We start from the raw sequence: 23,462 nt of genomic DNA on the forward strand, positions 1-23,462 counted from the left end.
ATTAATGGCGAAAAGCTCTCCGGCGACAAGATCATTAATGACAAATATTTCTGGGGACTGAGGCTCTCGAAGCCGCCCTACCAATTCAAATTCTTTTAAACACAAAGTCACAAAAGCTTAATATTTAAGTTTTCTAAAAACTGGATTTTTATGATTGATTGGCCAAAGTAACAAAGATGAGCCTTCCACCTTCTTCCGCAGACAAAAGTATTTTCTTTCCATCCGTCAGTTCAACCATAGATCCGGGCGGAATCTCTTTCTGTTCGGTAACATCCTTCATCGAAGTCAGACTCTGATTCACAAATACCCATCTTCCTTCATGAAAAGTGAAGTACCCGACCGGCATTTTATCCTGTTGACTAAGGTTTTCATTTCGGATCACCTTTCTGGAAACATGCCATTTGAATAAATACTGGTTGTTATACACCATCAGCCGATGGTTTTCGGGTTTCCATACCTCGTCATCAAATTTATAATAGAGGTCCAGAACCGGAAGCGTTCCCTTATGCGGAGTACCACAGAAAGGGCACTTCGGGTTGCTGCTGTTATCAAATACATACCATTTTTCTGTACATTCCGGATTGTGGCAGGGTTGGATAAGATCAGCGGTCTTCAGTAATGCAGTTTCCCATTCGTTGGCCATAGGACGTCTGATCGGATCATGAAGTCCGTCTATAAATGCTTTTTTAAACAGTTCGGAAAGATAAGGACCTGCGGCCGTAAAAGGAATTTTTTGAGGATCGCCCCAGAAAGCATCCCATTTCCTGAGATGATCAGCTTTTACCTGATTGGAGGGATCCCGGAAATGCTCTATGAATAAAGCTTTTTCGCCCATAGAAATAATCTCATCTTTTTCAGAATCAAGATCCCATATTTTTCCTCCTCTTAAAGGATGCCTCCGGAAAAGATACATATAGATGAGCACCGCCAATGCATGAAGATCGGTCTTCTGATTGGGCAGATGTCTGCCGGGATCCTGCATGCTCAGATGCTTGGTCTTTAAAACTTCGGGTGCAATAAAATCTGCTGTTCCTATCACTTCCGGCGGGAACAATTTTGGAACTACCAATCCGTCTATATCAATAATGCAGGCGGATTTCGTCACCGGGTCTATCAGGATATTGTTATAGGAAAGATCGGAATGCGCCAGCCCCATCTGATGAAGCTTTTTCACTCCTCTGCTGATATTGATGGTGATCTGAAAATAGCTCAGCCAGTCTCCGAGCTCCGAATGATCGAGCCTCAGCGGATACTGCTGATTCCTGAACATGGGAGCAGTAAACCATTTTCCGACTTTATCTTGGCCCTGGATATTATCTGATCCGATATATCCTTTTGCAAAGAAGAATTTTTTATGGTAAACAGGAACTACAATTCCCGTCAGCTTATTTTTTTCTACAATATCATACGGCCATCTGAATATTTCGTTCAGAAAGTAATCCGCTGAATTTCCGTTCTGGATGTTTCCGAGATAAGTGGAAACAATCCTCATAATACGCTCTTTCTGCCCGGCATCCAGAGGATTCCGGTAAAAAGCCACTACATATTCTCTGTCCGGCGAAAAATAAACATCTTTCACTCCGCCCCGGATAGGGCTTTCATCAACATATTCATAGCGTTTTGCTGCGTCCAGAATAGAAGCAACCTGAATGGTCTTTTTCATGCTTAATAAATTATGGCCAGTGTTCTGTCATCATGATTTCCCCGGCTCCAGAAATCGGTCCATGCCAGAAGCTGCTGATCAATATCTGCATCACTGACAAAGTCTACTTTTGTGCGGTCATCATTATTTCCTGCAAGGTCATTAAAAAATGTTTTCCAGCTTTCTATATCTTCAAGCCGGTTTTCTGTCATGAATTTCGGATCGTAGATACCGTCGGTCATCAGCACGAGGTAGGAAAAATCATTCACACAGGTTATTCCAAATCTTGACACCATATCATCACCAAAGATCTCTTTCATTGTAATAAAACGGGTTCCACCACCAAATTCCCCAACATCCATACGGTTCAGAAGCTTTACTTCAGAAAAATCAGGGTTGATCAGGTTGATCGGGCAGTCTCCCACTCCAAAAGTGAGAATTACATATCCAAAATCAAAGTTTTTAGCCAATGCAAAAATCAGTGTCGTATGGAGATCTTTTATAGAAAAAGAGTTTTCTGTGGCCGTTTTATCCAAAACATTATACACGTTCAGGATTCCTTCATAGAGAGTTCTTATAATATTTCCTCTGGCTTCCGACTGTATTTCTTTTGATGATTCAGAGGTACTGTAAACGATTTCAATATTTTTTTCGATTCGGGTTAAAATCTCTTCTGAATTGAAAAAACTGTGTACTGAAGCTACAGCCAGCCTGGAACCTTCTCTTGCCATTACCGCAGAACCGGCACCGTCAGCAACTGAAACAATGCTCCAGCCTCCAGAAAGTTCGTTCACAGCAAAATCATCATCCCTGAATTTTCCTTCATGGGCATGAGAGCGCCCCCGTTTGGATACGACAGCAATTTTTCTGTTCAAAAAACGGCCTTTATAAGAAGCCTGATCGGGCTTATAGAAAACGGCATTTTGATCAGCGGGAATATTTTTCCACAGATCTTTTGGATCAGCGTTCACAAGTAAATGTACCTTTTTGGTCTCCACACAGTTTTCATCATGGATATGGTAAAATTCAATATCAAGATTATGGAGGCTGTTTACAGCGGGAATTCCCGATATTGTATTATTCTCAAAGGTAAGCCCTGTCTCCCGAAGATTGGCAATGTTCTTAATTCTGATATTCGGAAAGCCGTCCAGTTCAAAACGGTATTCATAAAACTGTTTTGAACTGGCATTTGTAAGCACCAGATGAACTTCTTTAAATTCTTCTTTTTCCCTGTAAATTGCCGTGTTTTTCATGGTATTTTCCTTTGGCTCCGAATAGGTTTTATCCTAATGTTCTGTTGATATCAAATCCTTCACTGGAAAATCCGTAATAATCCGAAGTTCCGCACCAGGGACATTTGTTATATCCTTCCCCCTTCAGACAGTGAATACCACCGCAAGAACAGGTTGCTAATGCAACAGGATTGGCACAATGAGGGCATGATGTTCCTCCCTGAAGTTCTTCAATAGAAATTTTAAGATTATTTCTCTGGGATGATGAAAGTCTCAAATATGCTTTTTCATCAATTTTATAGGCTCCATCCAGTCTGTAATATCTTGTAGACATTCCCGGTATGCTGGATTCGGCGAATGTTTTTTTAAACTTCATCAAATACAGCTTTTCCGTTTCGGAGCATTTACCGTTTAGGACAACAAAATTATTGTCCGGGAATTTCTGTTCCAGTTCAGGATCTACTTTTTCCAGAATAACAGAATCGATCTTGGAAAGATTAATTCCTTCTTTATTGGCTTCGGTAACACTTTGACTGGTCGTTTTAATGGAATCTGTGACCCATTTAAAAAATTCTTTATAGGAATTTTCATCTGAATTATTGAACAGTAAAACATGGTCTGATAAAGTTCCGAGCAATTTGTAGTTCGTATTTTCACCGATAGATACAGCTATGGTATTGGATTTTCCATGGTACTTGTTATTCCATCTTTCAATAGCTTTTGTAGCGTCATCGGTAGGAACTCCGTCCGTAAAAAGAAAAACAATAGGTTTCCAGTCGCCTTTTCTTTCGTAAGTGGTTTTCACAATATCCCTGTCTATGCAGTCCATCACTTTGATCAAACCCTGAGACAGCGATGTTCCGCTTCCAATCGGGATCTTTGGCGGATAAAAACTGATGATATCCTGAAGAGGAGTAATGACTTCTGCCTCTCCTGCAAAACCTATGATGGAAATATAGACCGTTTCCAGCGAATACGGATCTTTTTTTAATTCTCTGACGATATTGGCAATACCTTCCTGTACCTGCTCAATAGGCTCTCCAACCATAGATTCGGAGACATCGACTAAAAAATAAATAGGCAGTCTTCTCATGATTTCTAAAGACAAGTAATTTATATTATAATATTTAGCTCGGAAGGCGGCGGGGGCAGCGGTGTATTTTCTCCCGTTCCCTGTGACTTTCCTCCCATTGTGATGGAAGAGCTTACCCATCTGAAAAATGAGGAAAGCGTGATTGCATCGGTAGTATCCAGTTTTACCACGTGATCTGTAAGCTCCTTCAGAAACTGTTCATCTGCTTTCGGACCTGCAGCGCATCCTACAATAGCTCCAAATTCCAAATCTCTTATCACGGGGATCATCTGTCTGTATTTCTGAATATCGGAAGGCTTTCCGTCAGTAAATATAAACAGCAGCGGCCGCCAGTCTTCTTTTTCATCTGAAGATCCTTTGATCAGTTCTTTTTTCACCAGTTCCGAGACCATCTCCAATGCCGAACCGGTATGGGTAGGTCCGCTGTCCGGACAGGTGATCTCCATAGGGTAAAAACTGGCCAGATCGGTCAGAGGAATGATATTCTTAACCTCACGGTCAAAAGTGATCACACTAAGATGAAGACTGTCCATCGCCTGCGGATCTGCACGGAGCATGCTTATGAGCCCGTTAAACCCATTATTGAGTGCCTGGATAGGTTCTCCATTCATAGAACCGGAAGTGTCCAGTAAAAAATATGCTAATAATCTCCTGCTCATGGTAAGACAATATTAATTCTGAAGCCGGCAGCGGAAGTTGAAAGCTTCCCTGCCGGCTGTAAGTTTGATAAAAATTCAGGTTTAGTTGCTGTAGGCATACTGTTTCAGGATCTCAATAAAATTATCGGTCTGATGTGGCTCCCCAATGGCGCGGAACTTCCAGTCGCCATTGTGACGGTAAGCTTCGGCAAAAACCATCGCACATTTACCGTTCATACTTGCATCTCCTGAAAGGCTGTATTTTGTAATTTCTTTACCTTTGGCGTCTACCGCTCTGATAAAGGCATTCTCGATCATTCCGAAATGCTGGTTATTCTGTTTTCCCTGATAAATGGTCACCAGGAATAATATTTTCTGATAGCTTTCATCCAGCTGGTCAAGTTTAACGATAATCTGCTCATCATCTCCATCTCCGGCACCGGTTCTGTTATCTCCTGTCAGCCAGATATTTCCGCTCGGATGCTGCATGGAATTAAAAAAAATAACATCACCCTGATACAATGCGATCTGCCTTCCTTCATTAGTCTGCACCGTTTTCCCCAGATTGGCTACTTTGCCGTTTCCGTCTAAAAGAAAAGCAACGGCATCAAGATCATATTCTGCTTCTTTACTGAACAGTTTCCCAAAGAAACCGCCCTGCTTCCTTACGTCCCATCCTAAACCGATCGTTACTTTTGAAAGGTCGTAAACACTTTCTCCACGGTCATTTTTTCTTAAATCAATCGTCTGACCTTTCTGTAAATTAATTGCCATAGTTATCGTTTTTTGTGTATTTGAAAATATAATTATTTGATGATCTGTCCTTTGTAGTATTTCTCAAGGAAAAACGCCAGATCTGCTCTGTAGCCGATTCCTGATGCTTCAAATTTCCAGCTTCCGTTTCTTTTGTATAATCTTCCGAATTCTACTCCTGTTTCGATAGAGAAATCTTCATCCAGCTCATATTTTGCGATCTCCTGGCCGTTACTGTTATCCACAATTCTGATGTATGAATTTCTTACCTGACCGAAGTTCTGCTTTCTTCTTTCAAAGTCTTCAATGGTTACTACGAAAAGAATTTCTTCAGCTCGGGGATCTACTTTTTCAAGATCTACGATAATTGCCTCATCATCGTCGCCGTCACTGTTTTTACCACTTGGATCGTCTCCTGTATGAGTCAGTGCTCCGTCTGGGGACTGAAGGTTATTATAGAAAACAAAACATTCCTCATTTATTAATTTTCTGTCAGAATCAATCATGATGGCAGAGGCATCCAGATCGAAGTCGAAACCGGTTCCTTCATTTGGGTCCCAGCCCAGTCCTATCGTCATTTTTGTAAGCCCAATCTCGATCTTTTGTCCTTTCTGTAAATTAATTGCCATAGTGTTTTAGATTATTAATTATTTTTTGTTTAAGATAAATGTGATTTGTGGATTGACCAAATTTATTGATAAAAAAATAAATGACAGATGGTAATGCTTCATTTTAATAGGGTTTTAACATAAAAAAAGTCCAATTATAAAATTGGACCTGTATTATTAAAAATATTATTGAACTTAATTCTTAAATTCTTTATCAGAAACTGCTTTTTCTCTTGCTTTAGCCAGCATAGGAATAGAAATAAGCCCCATAACCAGCATAATCGTAATCTGTAACGGAAGAGAAATAAATGAATACGTCAGTCCCATTTCACCTCCTAGTTCAGCACTTTTCCCCATGGAGATAAATAATGCCATAAATCCGTACTTCATCGCCAGATTAAATGCACCAATCCCGCCACTGGCAGGAACGATCATGCCCAAAGTACCGACAACGATAATGAAAAAGCCGTCAGCAATAGTAAAACCGGAGGTTTCAGGAAGCGCAAAACACACGAGGTAAGCGGCAAAGTAATAGCAAACCCATATTCCTATAGTATAAAGGATGAATTTTCCTTTTTCTTTTAATTTAAATATTGTCGCCAGCCCTTCGAAAATTCCGTTAATAAAATTCACAATCTTTCCAAGGAAGGGGACATTGGCCAATTTTTTCTTAAATACAAAAAATGCAATTGTTCCTACAGCCAGGACTGAAATAACAAGTAATATCTTATTAGGATTAATATTAACACCTGAATTTTCATAGAAAGACAGGATGGCTTCATATTTAAACAACAGTGTCAGCCCCAGAAATCCCAGCATACAGATAAGATCTACCACTCTTTCCAGGATAATTGTTCCGAAAGATTTGTCAACAGGAACTTTTTCCACACCATATAAAGCTGTAGCTCTTGCCACCTCGCCACTTCTTGGAATGGTAAGATTCATCAGATATCCGAAAGATATGGACCAGAGTGAATTTGAGTTTGATATTTTATGTCCCATGGGCTCCAGCATCAGATTCCAGCGTATAGCTCTGAACCAGTAAGCCAGAATACCAAATACAGAGGCCAACAGAACCCACAGATAGTTAGCCTTCGCCAATGATGCTTTGATCACTTTAAAATCAAGACCTTTTAAGGCAAGCCATAAAAAAAAGCCTGCAAAAGCAAGCGATATTACTATTGTTAGTATTGATTTTAAGGGATTCTTTGATTTTTTCTCCATGGATCAGGTTAGAAGATTTGTTTTTTCATCCGGGAAAACGATTTTCGGCTGGAATGCTTTTGCTTCTTCGGGGGTCATCTGCGCATAGGCAATGATGATAATGATATCATCTCGCTGTACTTTTCTTGCAGCAGGTCCGTTTAAACATACTTCTCCGGATTTTCTTTTCCCTTTGATAACATAGGTATCAAAACGTTCTCCATTATTCACGTTGACGATATAGACTCTTTCTCCCACTACCAGACCGGCAGCTTCTATAAGATCTTCGTCGATCGTTATACTCCCAATATAATTAAGGTCTGAGGCCGTAACCCGTACCCTGTGGATCTTAGACTTGAAAACTTCTATTAACATTCTGCAAATTTATTAATAAAAATTAATAAATCGGGCTTTTGAAATTATTTTAAAACTCCTATAAACCCGACCATTTAATTTTGTATTACACAAGCATTCAGACCATTATTTATAAAATCAGCAAACATATCGGCAAAAATATTAATACTTTACACGAAATTTAGGATTTAATAAATACAGAAAATAATATTAATTTTTTGCTAAAGTCAATACTCATAAGCATTTGGCATGATTTTAGTGAGCGGTAACGTAGATTTTACGTGAAAAGTGAAATTATCATATTTTAACTGTTTTCATCAAAAAGCAAAAAAATTTTATAACTTTTAATAAAATAATTGCACAATTAGAAAATAGTATTATATTTGCTATAATTACGAACTAACTTAATATTAAAAATTATGAACAAGTCTGAATTAATCGACGCAATCGCAAAAGATGCAGGAATCACTAAAGTTGCAGCAAAAGCTGCTCTAGAATCATTCATTGGTAATGTAACTACTACCCTAAAGAAAAAAGACGGAAAAGTTTCTTTAGTAGGATTCGGTACTTTCTCAGTAGCTGAGAGAGCTGCCAGACAAGGGATCAACCCTGCAACTAAAAAACCGATTAAAATTGCTGCTAAAAAAGTTGCTAAATTCAAAGCTGGAGCTGATTTATCCAATGCAGTTTCTGGTGTAAAGAAAAAATAATCATTCAGATTAAAAAATTCAAAGGCCGTTTCCTAAGGAAATGGCTTTTTTTTTTGGAATACAGATGGCTTCGGAGTTTTCCAGCCGGACTGAGATATTACAGCAAAAACCAGGTAATTCTGGTTCTTTTAAGTTTTGGCTAAAGCCGTGTCAATGCTTATAAATAAAGCGGGCTAAAGCCCGCTCCTATTGAATTTTAAATGACATTTTTACATCTTGAAAGTTTAGATTCAATCAAATTTTGCATCGCTGCGAATATGAAATCCCTCAACGCTCCGATATTCCTATAGCAAAACTGGCTTCTAACTTCTAACTTCTAGCTTCTAAATCACGGTGCCAGTCGGGAAATTTTCCAGTCCAGATCTTCCAGCTGATAAATAATTCTGTCATGAAGGCGGTTGGGTCTTCCCTGCCAGAATTCAATTTCATAGGGTTTTGCAATATATCCGCCCCAGTTGGAAGGTCTCGGGACCTCACCGGTTTCATATTCTTTTTCCAGTTCTTTTAATTTCTCTTCCAGAAATTCTCTGTTCGGGATGGTCTGACTTTGGGGTGAAACGACAGCTCCAAGCTGACTTCCTTTCGGTCTTGAATGAAAATAGCCGTCACTTAGATTTTCTGCAATTCTTTCAAGGTCTGCTTTAATGATGATCTGCCTTTCAAGATTCGGCCAGAAGAAACTAAGACAGGCCTTATGGCTGTTTTCTATGGCTTTTCCTTTTCTGCTTCCATAATTGGTATAGAAAATAAATCCTTCATAAGTATACTGCTTTAGCAGCACCATTCTGGTCCTCGGACAACCGTCTTCTTCTACCGTAGAAACAGCCATGGCATTGGCTTCTGAGACTGCCGGGCTATTACTCGCTTCGAGAAACCAGTCTCTGAACTGTTCAATGGGATTTTGTTTTATCTCACTTTCAATAAGTTGGGATTTCTCATACACTTTTCTCTTATCGTGCAGGTTTTCCATAAATATTTTTTATTAAATTTGAGTATGAATTACTCATACAAAGGTAAAATATTAATTTCCACACCTGACATTTCCGGCGATATTTTTTCGAGATCGGTAGTGTTGATCGTTGAGCATAACGAAAGCGGGGCATTTGGTTTGATATTGAACAAAAAAAACAGCCAGATGAGTAGTAAGTTCAAAAACTTTTTTGATTTCAAAATAGAGGTCTATGACGGCGGGCCTGTGGAAAATGACAAGGTCTTTTTTATCGTTAAAGAAAAGAAGGTGACTGAGGTCTATTCTGAGATCAGCAAGGACTTTTATATTACGGAAGACATTGAAAGTATCATCAGTGCTGTTCTTAATAAAGAATTAAGCATTAATGATGTGAAAATCTTCTCCGGATATTCCGGATGGTCTGCTGAACAGCTGGATGATGAGATAAAAAGGAAGATGTGGACTGTGGTGGACATTTATAATTTAGACTATACACTTCCTAATGATCAGACTCTTTGGAAGTCGATTATGCAGAACCTCGGCGGGGAATATCTGCTATGGGCCAACGCGCCTGAAGACATTTCTCTTAACTAGCTGATTTTACGTAAAATACACTTTAAAAACATTAACAAATTTTAAGATTATGTTAACCAATTTTAAAGAAAGAATTCCCGTTATTTGAAAAACCAAAATCACGGACATGAAAGGAATCAAATTACTTGCTTTATCAGTCTTTTCTGCTTCATTTTTATCATTTACTCCTATCAATAAAAAATATATTGTTATAGATGCCGGACATGGCGGAAATGATATGGGATCGGTTTTCGATCAATTCTCTGAAAAAGAGATTACAATAAATATTGCCAAAGAAATTCAGAAACTGAATGAAAATCAGGATCAGTATGAAGTAGTATTAACGAGGGATTCTGATGCGTCCCCAACTCTTCAGGAAAGAACAGCTATCATCAACAAGCTGAATCCCGAAATGGTTATTTCTCTTCATATGAACAGCAGTCCTCACCAAGAGACTCCAAAACAGGGAACTGAAGTATATATTCAGAATACTGACGGTTCAAAAAAACTTGCTGAAAAAATTTCCAAGAAATTTAATGTCGCTAAAATCGAGGAACGTAATCTCCACATGCTGAGAGAAACAAAAGCTCCTGCTGTACTGGTAGAACTTGGCTTTATCAATAATACCAAAGACAGGGAATATGTTACCAGCGAAAATGGACAGAAAGAAATCGCTCAAAAATTCACAGAGATCATTCGTGAATACTAAATAAGAAACAATTTCTGATTTATTTCAGAATAAAACCCGGTAAAGGACTTGGGTACTTTGTTGTTTACCGGGTTTGTCAATTTTAAAAACTATTCTTCCAGCTTTCCACCATTTCTATAAAACGGGAGCTTTCAAAAGTCTTATTTCTTATTTTACCTACACAAAATATGCCTTTCTCATCAGAGATCATTAAAATCTCTTCGGCCTTTTGCGATTCAAAAGCTATTATCTCATGCTCCTGAATGTCTGCAAGGTTATTTTTATGCAAGAAAGTCACAAAATTTTCCATCAAAGGAGAGATGTATGCCCCTTCGGACTGCTTGGGAACTTTGATCACATTTCCTTCTAAAAACAACAGGTTTCCGGACGTGGTACGCGCAATCCTCTTGTTCGGATTAAGCAGGATCACATCATCCAGGTCATTTTCTTCTGCATAAATTCCTCCGTAAATATTTTCCGGACAGTGAACCCTGATATTGCTTAACAAATTATTGTTTACATTGATTTCCTTAGTAAGATCCATTTCCAGGGGTCTCTGATGAACCGTAAGTATATCATCCGATTCCGTGACTTCATAAAAATAGGATACGGAAGATTTTGAAACGGTTACCGCATCATTGTTTCTGAAAACCTGGAAATTGATAATTCCGTTTTTTATTCCTTTGCCATCGATAACATCTTTATGAAAAAGAGTCTGAAAAAATTCCAGGGTATAGGTAAGCGGAATATTCATTCTCATTTTCCTCATGGAGGCCATTAGGAAGAAATAGCATTCTTCATCCATAAGCAATCCTCCGTTTCTCACGAAGAAAGAAACCTTCACCGCGTCGCCTAAAAGGAACGCTCTGTTCTTTACATTTAATCCGTCTGATGTAAAATATTGATTTTCCAATTTTTGATGTGATTTATTTATAAAAAAATAATGAACGATAAATCGTTCATCAGTTTTACCATTTAATAGTGTACGGCTTATGCTGCACCTAATTTTATTCTAAGGTTTTCTATAAGGTTTTCCCAATACAATGCATTTTCTTCTTCATCACCTTCCTCACAGAAATCTGTAATATTTAAAGCCAGATCTTCTGTAATATCATCTATCGTGATAGTCATTTCAAAGAAATTTTTAGTCCCTTCATCTTCTTCCCATCTGAAACGAACAAAACCTTCAGGCTTATATCTAATCAAAGTGGCCTTTTCAGCAGGTCCTCCTCCCCAGCTAAAAAAGAAATCATCGCCTTTCTCTGTTACCTCATCCGCAAACCATTCAGATAACCCCTCTGCCGTTGCCAGATATTCGTATAAAATCTCTGATAAACAATGCATTGGAAATTCGTAATGGACTTTATGTTTCGCCATATAATCTTTGTTTTTATCGTCCCGCAATATATAAATTAATTTTTTTATTACACTAAAAAGCAATTATTTTTTTAAAGAATCTTCATGATATTTATCACAGCTTTTAAATCTTTTCTGAATATAATTTTCAACTCAAAAAACTGCAATGCAATACATAAAAATCTCTCCGAATTGGAGAGATTTATCGTCTATTTTTCATTTAAGACATCCAGAATAATCTGACATCCCTGTCTGATTTCGTCCATTGAAATGGTAAGTGGCGGCGAGATTCTCATATACTCATTTCTGTAGAGCTGCCAGAACACAATAAGACCCTTTTCCATGCATTTCTTAGCCGCTTCAAGGGTATATTCCGGTGTTCCGAGATTTACAGCCAGCATCAGGCCTTTTCCATTGATATTTTTAATCTTTGGATGTACAAGAAGTTCCCTGAACAATTTTTCTTTTTCAGCGGTTTCGTCCATCAGGCCACTTTCCAAAACTTCCTTCAGGGTAGCATAGCTGGCTGCTGCAATCAGAGGATTCCCTCCAAAGGTTGTAATATGCCCCAGCTTTGGTGAATGTGACAGTGTTTCCATAATCTTCCTGGAGCTCATAAAAGCACCTACCGGAACTCCTCCCCCCATTCCCTTACCCATTACCAGGATATCGGGAACGATTCCGAAATGCTCAAAAGAGAATAGCTTGCCGGTTCTTCCGAAACCGGGCTGGATTTCGTCAAGAATAAGGAGCGCTCCTACCTCTTCACATCTTTTTTTAAGTTTGATCAGGTAATTGTCTTCAGGTACCAGGAATCCTGCGGCTCCCTGAATGGTTTCCAGGATCACACAGGCCGTTTTCTCTGTAATTTTATCAAAATCATTTTCATTATTGAATTCTATAAAGCTGACCATGGGCAGCAATGGGCGGAACTCTCTTTTATGGGTTTCGTTTCCGGATATACTCAGTGCACCGTGGGTGTTCCCGTGATATGAATTTTTAAAGGAAACAATCTCTTCTCTTCCTGTATAACGTTTGGCCAGTTTAAGGCTTCCGTCGATAGCTTCTGCCCCACTGTTGACCAGATAGGTGATTTCCAGAGGATCGGGGGTAGCTTCTGCCAGAAGTTTACATAGTGCTACAGGCTTCTCCTGTGCATATTCTCCATACACCATTACATGCAGGTATTTGTCTGCCTGCTCTTTGATAGCCTCCACCACTTTAGGATGTGAATGCCCTAAAGTATTGGCAGAAACCCCTGCCACGAAATCCAGATATTTTTTTCCATCTGTTCCGTAGATATAGCTTCCTTCTGCTTTTTCAACTTCAAAACCTGCTGCAAATTTTGTGGTCTGTGCCTGATATATAAAAAAGTCTTTATGCATTTCCATGTCGCGAAAATTTTCAGCAAAGCTAAAAAAGATTCATCACATGCAGAAATTATCCGCTCTAATAAAAAAACACTACCCTTAAGACCTTAAGAGTAGTGTTCTTTATTTAAAAGCATGTCCTGTTATTACAATACCTTTTCTATTGTGACATAACTGTTATTCGTAACGGTATAGGAAGTGGTTCCTCCAACCTCGGAAACAGCTTCTAAGGTAATATACTGTCCCTGTATTGCATACACGGAAAAATCCAGGTTAATCTTTCTATTGGTCCCGTCAAAATTTACAGTATTTTCCAGCAGCTGAAATCTCTGTGCATCATTCACATACATACCGGCACCCAATCTGCTACTGAAGGAGCCTGCCGGTCCTGTAAAAGTAATATTTAAATTAATCCTGTATAAACCTGTCTGGCGGATGTATAACCTGTTAAGATTGGCACCCGTCGTTGGAACATTGGTTTTAAGCTTTAAAGGATCAGCCAGGTAATTAACCTTATCTATTGTAGGGTTGATCGGAAGAAATACAGATCCTGATGTGGTAGAAACCGAATTGAGCTGAAATCTGGAAGTATTATCCGATTCCACTTCAAAGGCTTTACTCCATACCAATCCGTTAAAGACCATAGCCTGTCCTGTACTTTTAACGAATAGAAGCATTCCTTTTAATTCTTCTATAGCTGTTACGGGTGCACTTGCTCCTGTAAAAGGCAGTAAGGCCTCTGTATCAACAGCCGGAAGGCCAAAACCTTTTACGCCTGCAGCTTCACTTGTATTGGTAATGTATAACATAACCTGATCATTTCCGCTGGCATTGGAATCCGGATTGGGAATATTAGTAAAATTAACCTGTGCGCTGTATATATTGACCATCAATATCAGACAGCAGAAGATATGTTTTTTCATGATTAGTAAGCTTTAATTAAACGTGCTGCAAGATATGAACTGGACGAATTTGTGTCTGTTCCGTAAGCTGCCAAGGCGCCTCCGGAAATAGCAGTGGAACTGATTGCAGGAACTACTCTAAGCTCGGCTCCTGCCGGAAGAGAAATGGTCTGTGCAAAACTTGATGTTTTATTACCCTGCGTATCCACGATAAAAATAATAGAATAATTGGTTTTCGAAACTACAGTTTCCCAATCTGAAGCTGGTGTATATTTAACCTGCAGTGTAAGTTTAAATTCTGTAATTCCTGCTACTGCTCCAAAACTTCCTCCTGTAAAAGCAAGAGCAACTCCTACATCATACATTCCTGCTGCTTTAACTGTTACGCTGCTTGCGTTTTTAAGAAGTAAATTATCAACAAGAACCTGGCTCCTGTTATCGGGAGCAAGATAAGCCGGAGCTCCTCCCGCGAAACAGAATCCTATTCCAAATGAAATACATGGAATGGTTATTCCCTGAGATACTCCAAGTCTTGATGCTCTGGGTTGATAGATACCCTGAATCTGTCTTGAAGGGTTCCAGGCGTAGCCGTCATATTTGTAATACTGTTCATCATTCTTGTTATAAATAAGGCTCCCTACAAGATTTGGATAGTCATCAAAAACATCCGGTGCGGAAGCATTATATATTGGGAAGGAGGTATAAATGTTTGAATAAGGAAGTATCACTCCTCTGATACCATCCTCAACTTTCAGTATATTTTGGCTGCTAACAGTACTGCTGCCGATAGTAACCTGTGCCATTAATGCATAATGAAAAATGAGCACCATAAGTAATGTAATCTTTTTCATCTTATTGCATATTTATTTTTTCAACAATGATCTCTGAAACAGCATTTCCGGTTTTTGACATCGCAAAAAACATATTATTTCCCCCTAATGCTCCTGAGCAGACTCCTGTACCAATATCCTGAGTTCCTCCCATATTGAGCCTGAGTTTGTCACCGGCATTGAAAACACCTACATAAGTAAATGCCAGAGCCTGTCCTACATCAATAGAACCGGGAAGAAGAGTGCTGACAGAAAGAGCTCCTGCCGTAGATGCACTGGTTGTATTATTAATGGGTCTCCAGGTGGCATCTGATGCTGTACTGAGCTCAAGATCCAGTCTTGATCTGAGATTAATAATAACGCCAAGACAGAGCGGTGTACTGATATCTAATGCCCCACTCTTGAAAGAAACCTTGTAAAGCCCTTTTGTGTTGATATTAACTACGTTGCTGGTAGCAGCAGCCAATGAAACATCTGTTGAAATTTCATTAAAACTTGGTGAAGCCGTCGTAAAGTTGATATTAGCAGCTGTGCAGGTCCTAACTGTAAAGCCACATGCCAGTCCGCAGGTTCCACAACTTGTAGTAACAGTACCTGTCCGTATAAAGCGTGCCATCTTGTTATTCTTCATCGTGGTCACAATAGGATCCGATATTTTCCAGACTGTACCGTCATTCTGTACGATACTTCCGGTTTCCCTATTGAAAATAACAGAACCCTGAGTTCCATTCCCGGTTGTTCCGGTTGCAGAGACAGGAAGTAATACAGCAGTATTGGAACGGGGCATCCGGGCTGCATTGTTATCCTGTTTTACATGCAGAAGTGATCTTGTGTCGGGTTGAAAACTTGGCGCTTTCGAAATCCCAACCTGTGCACTAACCCTTAAAAAGCAAAAAATAAGGGTCAAGAGGAAATAGTTGATTTTCATTTTCTAAATTTTTTATCATTCTTGGTGTATTAAATTTATAAAATATTACAACTCAAATGATCTCAATCATAAAAAAAATAATATCAAATCAGTAATAAAGAATAAAAACATAGGTTTAATGCAATATACGGATATAAATAATTTATTACAAAATTGAAAAAGATCAATTATTTTATGTGATTAAGGGTATATTTTCGCTTTTTAGTCATGAAAAAAATCACCATTTCTAATTGGAAATGGTGATTTTTTATTCTTCGTTGAAAATATTCTGCTTATTTCCGTACCCGTTTAGGCTTTTTGGCTTCTTCTTTAGCTCTTTCTTTATCTACAGCTTCCTGAGCCTGGTTAAAGAGTTCGTTATCTGCAGAATATTTTATTTCTTCATAATTAGGACTGTCTACAAGGATATCCTGCCATTTCCTGATCCGGTCTTTGGTATTCCAGTTGAAATCCGAGAACTTTCTTTTTTCCGGCTCTATTTTACTCATAGGATAGGTATCTGAGTTGGCACCTATACTGCATGATATGATCTGTAAGGTTCTTTCTTCAAATAAGGCTCCGATGATCCCGCAGGTAGAAAGGGTAATTCCTATTCTCTGAGGCTGTTTTGTTTCCTGATCTACATCGTCTACATAAACAATTGACTGCGCATTTCCAACTACTCTGGCTTCTTTAATGTCATTATTTTCATAGTAAACGGTCATGAATTTACCTTTTACCTGATTAAATTCATCTTTAAGATTTAATGAATCTACTTTGCTGATCGCGAAAGCATTTCCAATTACCTTAAGGGAGTCTATATTTTCAGTTTTGGTATTGAAATAAGCTTCAACTTTGTCTCCGGTTACCTGTTTTTCACCACTCCAAAGAATGGGATTGGTATACATATGCATGATACCGTCTGTTTCGTTGAAAGCAATAGAATCTGCTCTTCCCTGGGCATTTGATTTGAAAATACGTGCTTTTTTGTAAGCTCTTAAAAAGCTTTTCTTTAGCGTAATATCTGCTGAATTGGGTCTCTGGTAAGAAAGTATTTTTTCTGCGGCAAAGTAAATAGAGTCTTTTTCCATAATTTTAACGGCATAAGGGCCGTTGGTCATCATAGCAGAATCTTTTTTCTGGAAAACCTCTCCATAACCGCCTTTGAGATACCTTCTTTCTATAGGATCATCGAGTGTAACGTTTCCGGTCGCTTTGCCGAATCCGGTGATATTGTTAAAATACATATCATCCCCGGTAAGGATCTTATCGTTATAAAAGATCTTGGAATTTTTATTAAGGAAAGCTTCCTTGGTTTCCATTTTATAAGTTCCTCTTTCGGTGTAGATCCTGTTTTTAGGGTTGGCGCGGTTGGTAATTGTCGTAGGCCCGAAAAACTCAGCAACCTTTGTATTTTGGTTCTGTTTGATATTGGGACCTTCTATGATATAATCCGGACTGTCGATTTTAACGTTTCCAACAAAATCGATCATTTTGGTGTCCAGAAAATACGTTGCAGATTTGGTATACATTACATTCTGCGCATCGGAAATCGTTCCTCCGGTATTGAAGTATGCCTGATTGGCAAGCCTGTCATAATACAGGATGTCTGTCTTTATCGTTTGCTTCGGATCGGTAAGAACAACATCTTTTTTGGCAACTCCTTTCTGGGTCACTCCATTATACTCCATTTCATGGGCAGTAATCACGGAGCCGTCTGCATTTTGAAGTTTTGCGTTGCCGATAGCTTTTACAAGACTCTGGTCGTTGTACAGGATAACTTCATCAGCATACAGAATAGATCCCTGGTGCTCTATCTGAACGTGACCTACCATATACTGGTTTCCTTCGTACTTCGTGTCCTTTTTAAATTCATCGGAATGGATGATTTTCACCTTATCTTCAGGACGTACTACCGGCGAAGTCTTGCCTTTAGTTTGAATATAAGGATCCATCTGCGTGGTTTTATTGTCCTGTGCGGAGCTGAACGCAGAAATAAAAATTAACAGAAAAAGGAGTATTCTCATTGATTAATCATTCTTGGTACCATAGAAATACAGCGAATGCGAATCAATATTTACGCCAAATGCTTCTTCAATTGCTTCTTTTATTCCCTGGATTCTCGGATCACAGAACTCGATAATCTCTTCAATTTCTTTATCGGAGCCTTTTTTGTAGATCACCAAATGGTCATGCTGCTTGTCAAAATAAGACTTCTCGTAAGATGAAGAGGTCAATGTTTTTTCTCCAAACTGATGCTTACGGATTAAACCTGCATCAAGGAAAATTTCAATAGTGTTGTAAATTGTTGCTTTTGAAACATGATATTTCTTCTGCATCATAAGAAGGTACAGATCATCCACATTGAAGTGATGATCCATACTATAAATCTCTTCTAATATCGTATATCGTTCAGGTGTGTTTCTGAAACCCTTTTCTAGCAGGTAGTTTCTTAACACATCCTTGATCAAAGCAATATTTTTTTCTTTTTGTACTGTATCCATCAAAAAAATTATCTACAAATTTATTGATTTTTATTTAAATAGACGGTATGGTTTCTTACCTCCACCTTTAGGAATTATGACGGAAGAAGCCGGATTGCTCGATCTTGTTGTCATAAACCGTAAGTTCTGTAATAGGGGCAGATTCCACTTCCACGTTGTGTGATGACACTCCCCAGGCCTTGAAATCATCGCTTCCAATGTACTTCACAAAGCTATAGATATTGAGGGTAATCTTCTGTTTAACAGTTAAAAGTATATCGTTAATATATGTATTATCAATAATTACATATTTCAGATCCGGCGGAATGTTGTGCGCTCTCAGAGACGGATGACTGCTTCTTGATGGAATGGTTCCTTCTGCCATAAGATCTTTCAGTACCATATTAAAGTAATCATTGATTCTGCGGTCAACTTTAAACCCTAAAAGGAAATTGACTTTGTATACGGTTCCCGGCAGAATTTCATCTACAGTATATTTGAAAGTGTATGGATCTTCCTGGTTAACAATGCTTAATATGAAGTAATGATCCGCTCTTTTAGGTTGTTTCTTAATGATGGAATAGATGATTTTTGATTCTACTTCATCATTTCTTTTGGCTCTGCTTAAGTAAGCAAGGTTGGTGGCATACTTTGGAATGCTTTCATCCAGCTTCATGTCTTTTATGATGGAGACATATTTTTCAATTTTTACATACTGGATAAAGTTGGCTTTGATTAATCTTCCGTTATACCATGCATACATACAGACTGCAATAAATCCTCCAAGTACCATAGTCAGCCATCCTCCATCTACAAATTTAATTACGTTGGCATAGAAGAATCCGGATTCCAGGAACAGATAGACAATCGCAAAACCTATAATGAAGATCTTATTGACTCTTGTACGGCTCAGCCAGAATATCAACAAGATGGTTGTCATCAGCATGGTAATCGTAATCGTAAGACCGTAAGCGGCTTCCATCCGTTCTGATTTCTGGAAAAATATCACCACTACAAAACAGAAAGCCATCAGTCCCCAGTTGATTCTGGGAATGTACATCTGCCCTTTAATTCCCGAAGGGTATTCAATATGCTGGTTGGGCCAGAAAGAGATAGACATTGCTTCTGAGAACATGGTGAATGATCCTGTAATAACAGCCTGACTGGCAATGATGGCAGCAGCTGTGGCTAAGATTACTCCAGGCAGAACTGCCCATTGAGGCATAATTCCAAAGAAAGGGTTTACCCCGTTGAATACCTGGTGATAATTGTCAAGAAGCCATGCTCCCTGTCCTAGATAGTTCAGAATCAGCATCACCTTAACAAAAATCCAGCTTACCCTGATATTTTTTGCTCCGCAATGTCCCAGATCTGAGTATAAAGCCTCAGCCCCAGTGGTACAGAGAAAAACAGCTCCCATGATCACAATAGCACTGGAAGAGTGAGTGATCAGGTTATAGGCATACATGGGGTTAAATGCTCTGATGATCTCAACATGGTCAAAAATGTGGATTGAACCGAAGATTCCCAAAACCAAAAACCATGTCACCATGATCGGTCCGAAGAATTTCCCGATTGAAGCGGTCCCAAACTGCTGTACGACAAAAACCACGAATAAAATAACGATGGTGATGATGACTACAGGTGTTTCAGGATTGTATATTTTAAGCCCTTCAATCGCAGACATCACTGTTAAGGAAGGGGTGATTACACTGTCTGCAACGAGTGTGGAGGCGCCGATAATGGCGACCACGTAGAGCCATTTTTTCTTGAGTTTTTTTACTAATGAATAAAGAGCAAGAATACCTCCTTCCCCTTTATTATCCGCTCTTAAAGCAATGATTACATATTTCAGGGTAGTCTGAAGCGTCAGGGTCCAGATAATACAGGACAATGCCCCTTCAATATATTCATCGAACGGCATACTGGATCCGTCTTTTCTTGCGTTAACAATCGCCTTCATTACGTAAAGGGGCGACGTACCGATATCTCCGAAAACAATCCCGAGAGAAACTATAACGCCTACGAATGAGAGCTTTTTAAGGTCAAAGTGATGACCACCCTCTGTAACTTCTGCCATATCAGCCAATTTATTTTTAAACGCGCAAATTTATACTAATTTTATGACGTCATGAACTATTCTTCATGAATAGAATAAATGAAAAAACTTCCTTTCGGAAGTTTTTCTCTATAATAGTTATTTTACGTACATCGCTTTTTTGATCTCCTCTTTCACTTTTTCAAGCTTAGGGAACCATTCTGCAAATAATGCAGCAGAGTATGGTGCAGGCGCATCAGGAGTGGTAATTCTCTTGATAGGCGCATCCAGATAATCAAATGCTTTTTGCTGTACCATATAGGTAATTTCAGAAGAAATTGAGGCGAACGGCCAGGCTTCTTCCAGGATTACCAGTCTGTTTGTTTTTTTAACAGAAGCTAAAACTGTATCAAAATCAAGAGGACGAACGGTTCTAAGGTCGATCACCTCTACAGAGATTCCTTCTTTAGCCATATCTTCAGCCGCCTGAATAGCCAGCTTCATGATTTTACCGAAAGAAACCAAAGTAACATCTGTACCTTCTCTCTTGATATCTGCTTTACCTATTGGCAGGTAATATTCTTCTTCAGGAATTTCCATTTTGTCACCGTACATCTGTTCAGATTCCATGAAAATAACCGGATCATTATCCTGGATAGCGGTTTTCAACAATCCTTTCGCATCGTAAGGATTTGAAGGAACCACTACTTTAAGTCCCGGAACATTGGCAAACCAGTTTTCAAAAGCCTGAGAGTGTGTAGCTCCCAATTGTCCTGCCGAAGCGGTAGGCCCTCTGAAAACGATAGGACAGTTCCACTGGCCACCACTCATCTGACGGATCTTAGCTGCATTATTAATAATCTGATCAATACCTACCAATGAGAAATTGAACGTCATATACTCTACAATTGGTCTGTTACCATTCATTGCAGCCCCTACAGCAATCCCTGTAAAACCAAGCTCAGCAATGGGTGTATCGATTACTCTTTTAGGACCAAATTCATCCAACATTCCTTTTGAAGCTTTATACGCACCATTGTATTCTGCAACTTCCTCCCCCATTAAAAAGATGGATTCGTCTTTACGCATTTCCTCGCTCATTGCTTGCGCAATTACCTCACGAAAAGTATATTCTGCCATATTTATTTGAAAAATTTAGACTACAAAAATAGTGTTTTTTTATTACTAACATAACAAAAAAGGCATCTCATTGAATGAGATGCCCTAATATTTTTAATCAAAAGGTTTTTCCTCTATCCGGCTGAGGTCTCTATAGTTTTTTCTGAGATCGGACAGGATTTTACCATACGTTCTTTTATAAACGGTATATATAATGAAGAATGCCAGCAGCATAAAAAACAGGAATACTGCATAATTTCCCCATTCCGGAACCATAGTCTCAGGATCGGTATGCACTATTATATGATGTCCTTTATGCCAGCCGTCTTTTATTCCTGCCATAAAATCTCTGGTATAAAGATCAAAATGAATCAGGTTATCCAGGATGATGAGAAAAAAAGAAATTGCTGCATATCCAAAAATCAGCTTCCTCATATTTAGAATATTTTTCATTAATGACAGGGAATCCTGCCCGGTTTTCAATTTCCGGAACAGTAAAACTGCCAGAATAATAAATCCTGAGAACAGAAGCAGTCTGAGATATGGAAATTCTCCGTTGATGTATCCATATACAGACCACACTGCAATTTCTATTACGCCTACCAGAAATAAAGTTTTTGCTACAGAAATGGATTTCTGCTTAATCATTGAATAAATCTCATTTTCGGAATAATTTTTAAAGCCGTCTTCATTTTTATCCCAGTCTTTTTTTAAAAGTTCCAGTTCTTTCATATTATTTTGTGTTTATTTTGGTTTTCAGATTGTTCTTTGCCCTGTTCATTTTCACCCGCGCGTTGCCTTCTGTGATTCCTAGAATTTCACCGATCTCTTTGTATGGCCTGTCGTCAAGATACATCATGATCAAAGCCTTTTCTACATCGGACAGCTCGTGAATGGCTTTATACATTTTTTTCAGTTTATATTCATCATCCTCGTATACTTCATATTCCATTTTCAGAGAGGAAACGTCTATATCGGCATGCTGCAGTACTTTTTTCTGTGGCTTTCTGAAAAGGGTCATTGCCGTATTAAGTGCTACTTTATACATCCAGGTGGAAAATTTAGCTTCACCTTTGAATCCGGGGAAAGATCTCCAAAGCTGGACGGTAATTTCCTGAAAAAGATCTTCATGGTCTTCGGCATTATCTGTATATATTTTGCATATTTTATGAATAAGCCTCTGGTTGGGCTTAAAGAAATCAACAAAAGTTTTCTCCAGTTCTGAGTTCATACCTTATGAGTGGGAAGTTTTTATTTTCGTTACAGAATTTCTTTAAAAAAATAAAAACGGCATCTCATTTCTGAAATGCCGTGTTAAAGTTCTATTTAAACTTGATTAATTCACTTTGTCCCAAACCTGGGTTCTTCCAAATACAGAAACTCCCATATACCCTCTTACATTCAGCTTATCACCGCTTTTTGTAATGGTACATTTGTAAGTTTTACCTGATTTAGGATCCGTAATAGTTCCTCCTGTAAACTCATCTCCTTCTTTTTTAAGACCTCTGATGATTTCCAGTCCTAAGATCGGCTTCCCTTTTCTGTCATCCTTACATGATGTACAGTTTGGATTGGCGGGCTTTATAAGCAGCTGGGAAACTTTTCCATAATACTTCCCATCTGATTTTTTATAGATCTCAACAATAGATTTAGCCTGTTTTGTTTCATCATCTATAGTTTTCCATTTACCTTCAATCTGTGCAAACGATAATACGCCAAACAGGGAAAGCACGAATGTTAATAATAATTTTTTCATATTTCTTATAGTTTTAATTCCGATATACGTTTTTTGTTATCTATCTGTTGCTAAATGTATAAATTAAAATTTAAACAGACAAAAACTTTTATTATACAAAGCATATCATAGGCCAAAGGGTAAAAAGGTTGATGAGACAAGAATCTAGATTTAAGACATCAAACTCTTAAATTTCTGCAAATAATAAAGTTTCGGGATGAGATGCGTGGTTTGAACCAATAACTAGCAACTTAATTCTACAACGCTAAAACTCTCTGA

25 protein-coding genes are annotated in these 23,462 nt (G+C 38.5%); 3 read left to right on the top strand and 22 right to left on the bottom strand.

From position 1 onward, the window contains the following. Positions 1-148: 148 nt before the first annotated feature. The 8 genes from J4Q03_RS00190 to panD all read right to left on the bottom strand — a co-directional run bounded on the left by J4Q03_RS00190 (position 149) and on the right by panD (position 7,544). The gene (locus J4Q03_RS00190) at positions 149-1,663 is read right to left on the bottom strand and encodes a helix-hairpin-helix domain-containing protein (RefSeq protein WP_426046249.1); all 1,515 of its coding nucleotides are present in this window, start codon (positions 1,661-1,663) and stop codon (positions 149-151) included. Between the two features lie 2 nt (positions 1,664-1,665). Further along, positions 1,666-2,895, bottom strand: a complete 1,230-nt coding sequence (locus J4Q03_RS00195) for a PP2C family serine/threonine-protein phosphatase (protein WP_426046250.1) — start codon at positions 2,893-2,895, stop codon at positions 1,666-1,668. Between the two features lie 28 nt (positions 2,896-2,923). Continuing rightward, positions 2,924-3,982: a TerY-C metal binding domain-containing protein gene (locus J4Q03_RS00200; protein ID WP_426046251.1), complete on the bottom strand. Its 1,059-nt coding sequence runs from the start codon at positions 3,980-3,982 to the stop codon at positions 2,924-2,926. 5 nt (positions 3,983-3,987) lie between these two features. Continuing rightward, entirely contained in the window at positions 3,988-4,626 is a 639-nt protein-coding gene (locus J4Q03_RS00205; protein ID WP_426046252.1) for a vWA domain-containing protein, read from the bottom strand. Positions 4,627-4,707: 81 nt separating this feature from the next. Next, a complete protein-coding gene (locus J4Q03_RS00210; protein ID WP_426046253.1) occupies positions 4,708-5,379 on the bottom strand; it encodes a TerD family protein in 672 nt (223 codons plus the stop codon). Positions 5,380-5,411: 32 nt separating this feature from the next. Continuing rightward, a complete protein-coding gene (locus J4Q03_RS00215; protein WP_426046254.1) occupies positions 5,412-5,987 on the bottom strand; it encodes a TerD family protein in 576 nt (191 codons plus the stop codon). Positions 5,988-6,161: 174 nt separating this feature from the next. Further along, positions 6,162-7,190, bottom strand: coding sequence for a lysylphosphatidylglycerol synthase transmembrane domain-containing protein (locus tag J4Q03_RS00220; protein ID WP_426046255.1), 1,029 nt, complete (start codon positions 7,188-7,190; stop codon positions 6,162-6,164). A gap of 3 nt (positions 7,191-7,193) precedes the next feature. After that, the gene (gene panD, locus J4Q03_RS00225; RefSeq protein ID WP_306843255.1) at positions 7,194-7,544 is read right to left on the bottom strand and encodes an aspartate 1-decarboxylase; all 351 of its coding nucleotides are present in this window, start codon (positions 7,542-7,544) and stop codon (positions 7,194-7,196) included. A 398-nt stretch (positions 7,545-7,942) separates the two neighbouring features. On the opposite strand from panD, the gene J4Q03_RS00230 reads away from it, so the two are divergent. Beyond that, positions 7,943-8,233, top strand: coding sequence for an HU family DNA-binding protein (locus tag J4Q03_RS00230; protein ID WP_034748416.1), 291 nt, complete (start codon positions 7,943-7,945; stop codon positions 8,231-8,233). A 328-nt stretch (positions 8,234-8,561) separates the two neighbouring features. On the opposite strand, the gene pdxH is transcribed toward J4Q03_RS00230, so the two are convergent. Next, positions 8,562-9,203, bottom strand: a complete 642-nt coding sequence (gene pdxH / locus J4Q03_RS00235) for a pyridoxamine 5'-phosphate oxidase (protein WP_426046256.1) — start codon at positions 9,201-9,203, stop codon at positions 8,562-8,564. A gap of 24 nt (positions 9,204-9,227) precedes the next feature. Between pdxH and J4Q03_RS00240 the strand changes: the two genes are divergently transcribed. Beyond that, entirely contained in the window at positions 9,228-9,776 is a 549-nt protein-coding gene (locus tag J4Q03_RS00240) for a YqgE/AlgH family protein (RefSeq protein WP_426046257.1), read from the top strand. Between the two features lie 106 nt (positions 9,777-9,882). Beyond that, the gene (locus tag J4Q03_RS00245) at positions 9,883-10,464 is read left to right on the top strand and encodes an N-acetylmuramoyl-L-alanine amidase family protein (RefSeq protein ID WP_426046258.1); all 582 of its coding nucleotides are present in this window, start codon (positions 9,883-9,885) and stop codon (positions 10,462-10,464) included. 82 nt (positions 10,465-10,546) lie between these two features. On the opposite strand, the gene J4Q03_RS00250 is transcribed toward J4Q03_RS00245, so the two are convergent. The 13 genes from J4Q03_RS00250 to J4Q03_RS00310 form a co-directional block, all read right to left on the bottom strand. After that, on the bottom strand, positions 10,547-11,356 hold the full coding sequence (locus tag J4Q03_RS00250) for an aminotransferase class IV (protein ID WP_426046259.1): 810 nt from the start codon (positions 11,354-11,356) through the stop codon (positions 10,547-10,549). A 77-nt stretch (positions 11,357-11,433) separates the two neighbouring features. Next, complete coding sequence (locus J4Q03_RS00255; RefSeq protein WP_202089068.1) at positions 11,434-11,820, bottom strand: START-like domain-containing protein; 387 nt, start codon at positions 11,818-11,820, stop codon at positions 11,434-11,436. Between the two features lie 188 nt (positions 11,821-12,008). Continuing rightward, positions 12,009-13,184 (bottom strand): aspartate aminotransferase family protein, encoded by a 1,176-nt coding sequence (locus J4Q03_RS00260; protein ID WP_426046643.1) that lies wholly within the window; start codon positions 13,182-13,184, stop codon positions 12,009-12,011. Positions 13,185-13,315: 131 nt separating this feature from the next. Beyond that, positions 13,316-14,092: a hypothetical protein gene (locus J4Q03_RS00265; RefSeq protein ID WP_426046260.1), complete on the bottom strand. Its 777-nt coding sequence runs from the start codon at positions 14,090-14,092 to the stop codon at positions 13,316-13,318. A 2-nt stretch (positions 14,093-14,094) separates the two neighbouring features. Continuing rightward, entirely contained in the window at positions 14,095-14,922 is an 828-nt protein-coding gene (locus J4Q03_RS00270; protein WP_426046261.1) for a hypothetical protein, read from the bottom strand. Between the two features lies 1 nt (position 14,923). Next, positions 14,924-15,829: a hypothetical protein gene (locus J4Q03_RS00275; RefSeq protein WP_426046262.1), complete on the bottom strand. Its 906-nt coding sequence runs from the start codon at positions 15,827-15,829 to the stop codon at positions 14,924-14,926. A 272-nt stretch (positions 15,830-16,101) separates the two neighbouring features. Beyond that, positions 16,102-17,835 (bottom strand): OstA-like protein, encoded by a 1,734-nt coding sequence (locus J4Q03_RS00280; protein ID WP_426046263.1) that lies wholly within the window; start codon positions 17,833-17,835, stop codon positions 16,102-16,104. A 3-nt stretch (positions 17,836-17,838) separates the two neighbouring features. Beyond that, complete coding sequence (locus J4Q03_RS00285) at positions 17,839-18,312, bottom strand: Fur family transcriptional regulator (RefSeq protein WP_034706517.1); 474 nt, start codon at positions 18,310-18,312, stop codon at positions 17,839-17,841. A gap of 67 nt (positions 18,313-18,379) precedes the next feature. Then, positions 18,380-20,371 (bottom strand): KUP/HAK/KT family potassium transporter, encoded by a 1,992-nt coding sequence (locus tag J4Q03_RS00290; RefSeq protein ID WP_426046264.1) that lies wholly within the window; start codon positions 20,369-20,371, stop codon positions 18,380-18,382. A 117-nt stretch (positions 20,372-20,488) separates the two neighbouring features. Further along, complete coding sequence (locus J4Q03_RS00295) at positions 20,489-21,469, bottom strand: pyruvate dehydrogenase complex E1 component subunit beta (RefSeq protein ID WP_034709939.1); 981 nt, start codon at positions 21,467-21,469, stop codon at positions 20,489-20,491. 93 nt (positions 21,470-21,562) lie between these two features. Then, positions 21,563-22,180 carry a hypothetical protein gene (locus tag J4Q03_RS00300; RefSeq protein ID WP_426046265.1) on the bottom strand — a complete coding sequence of 206 codons (618 nt, stop codon included), beginning with the start codon at positions 22,178-22,180 and terminating at the stop codon, positions 21,563-21,565. A gap of 1 nt (position 22,181) precedes the next feature. Continuing rightward, entirely contained in the window at positions 22,182-22,679 is a 498-nt protein-coding gene (locus J4Q03_RS00305; protein WP_426046266.1) for an RNA polymerase sigma factor, read from the bottom strand. Between the two features lie 105 nt (positions 22,680-22,784). Further along, positions 22,785-23,204 carry a DUF2147 domain-containing protein gene (locus tag J4Q03_RS00310; protein WP_426046267.1) on the bottom strand — a complete coding sequence of 140 codons (420 nt, stop codon included), beginning with the start codon at positions 23,202-23,204 and terminating at the stop codon, positions 22,785-22,787. Between the last annotated feature and the right edge of the window lie 258 nt (positions 23,205-23,462).

It is taken from the genome of Chryseobacterium sp. NFX27, assembly GCF_049887855.1.
GTDB lineage: Bacteria > Bacteroidota > Bacteroidia > Flavobacteriales > Weeksellaceae > Chryseobacterium.

Coding starts and splice junctions, on each gene's coding strand:
- J4Q03_RS00190 (WP_426046249.1), bottom strand. CDS start 1,663: ATGAAAAAGACCATTCAGGTTGCTTCTATTCTGGACGCAGCAAAACGC.
- J4Q03_RS00195 (WP_426046250.1), bottom strand. CDS start 2,895: ATGAAAAACACGGCAATTTACAGGGAAAAAGAAGAATTTAAAGAAGTT.
- J4Q03_RS00205 (WP_426046252.1), bottom strand. CDS start 4,626: ATGAGCAGGAGATTATTAGCATATTTTTTACTGGACACTTCCGGTTCT.
- J4Q03_RS00210 (WP_426046253.1), bottom strand. CDS start 5,379: ATGGCAATTAATTTACAGAAAGGTCAGACGATTGATTTAAGAAAAAAT.
- J4Q03_RS00215 (WP_426046254.1), bottom strand. CDS start 5,987: ATGGCAATTAATTTACAGAAAGGACAAAAGATCGAGATTGGGCTTACA.
- J4Q03_RS00220 (WP_426046255.1), bottom strand. CDS start 7,190: ATGGAGAAAAAATCAAAGAATCCCTTAAAATCAATACTAACAATAGTA.
- panD (WP_306843255.1), bottom strand. CDS start 7,544: ATGTTAATAGAAGTTTTCAAGTCTAAGATCCACAGGGTACGGGTTACG.
- J4Q03_RS00230 (WP_034748416.1), top strand. CDS start 7,943: ATGAACAAGTCTGAATTAATCGACGCAATCGCAAAAGATGCAGGAATC.
- pdxH (WP_426046256.1), bottom strand. CDS start 9,203: ATGGAAAACCTGCACGATAAGAGAAAAGTGTATGAGAAATCCCAACTT.
- J4Q03_RS00240 (WP_426046257.1), top strand. CDS start 9,228: ATGAATTACTCATACAAAGGTAAAATATTAATTTCCACACCTGACATT.
- J4Q03_RS00245 (WP_426046258.1), top strand. CDS start 9,883: ATGAAAGGAATCAAATTACTTGCTTTATCAGTCTTTTCTGCTTCATTT.
- J4Q03_RS00255 (WP_202089068.1), bottom strand. CDS start 11,820: ATGGCGAAACATAAAGTCCATTACGAATTTCCAATGCATTGTTTATCA.
- J4Q03_RS00260 (WP_426046643.1), bottom strand. CDS start 13,184: ATGCATAAAGACTTTTTTATATATCAGGCACAGACCACAAAATTTGCA.
- J4Q03_RS00265 (WP_426046260.1), bottom strand. CDS start 14,092: ATGAAAAAACATATCTTCTGCTGTCTGATATTGATGGTCAATATATAC.
- J4Q03_RS00270 (WP_426046261.1), bottom strand. CDS start 14,922: ATGAAAAAGATTACATTACTTATGGTGCTCATTTTTCATTATGCATTA.
- J4Q03_RS00275 (WP_426046262.1), bottom strand. CDS start 15,829: ATGAAAATCAACTATTTCCTCTTGACCCTTATTTTTTGCTTTTTAAGG.
- J4Q03_RS00280 (WP_426046263.1), bottom strand. CDS start 17,835: ATGAGAATACTCCTTTTTCTGTTAATTTTTATTTCTGCGTTCAGCTCC.
- J4Q03_RS00285 (WP_034706517.1), bottom strand. CDS start 18,312: ATGGATACAGTACAAAAAGAAAAAAATATTGCTTTGATCAAGGATGTG.
- J4Q03_RS00290 (WP_426046264.1), bottom strand. CDS start 20,371: ATGGCAGAAGTTACAGAGGGTGGTCATCACTTTGACCTTAAAAAGCTC.
- J4Q03_RS00295 (WP_034709939.1), bottom strand. CDS start 21,469: ATGGCAGAATATACTTTTCGTGAGGTAATTGCGCAAGCAATGAGCGAG.
- J4Q03_RS00300 (WP_426046265.1), bottom strand. CDS start 22,180: ATGAAAGAACTGGAACTTTTAAAAAAAGACTGGGATAAAAATGAAGAC.
- J4Q03_RS00305 (WP_426046266.1), bottom strand. CDS start 22,679: ATGAACTCAGAACTGGAGAAAACTTTTGTTGATTTCTTTAAGCCCAAC.
- J4Q03_RS00310 (WP_426046267.1), bottom strand. CDS start 23,204: ATGAAAAAATTATTATTAACATTCGTGCTTTCCCTGTTTGGCGTATTA.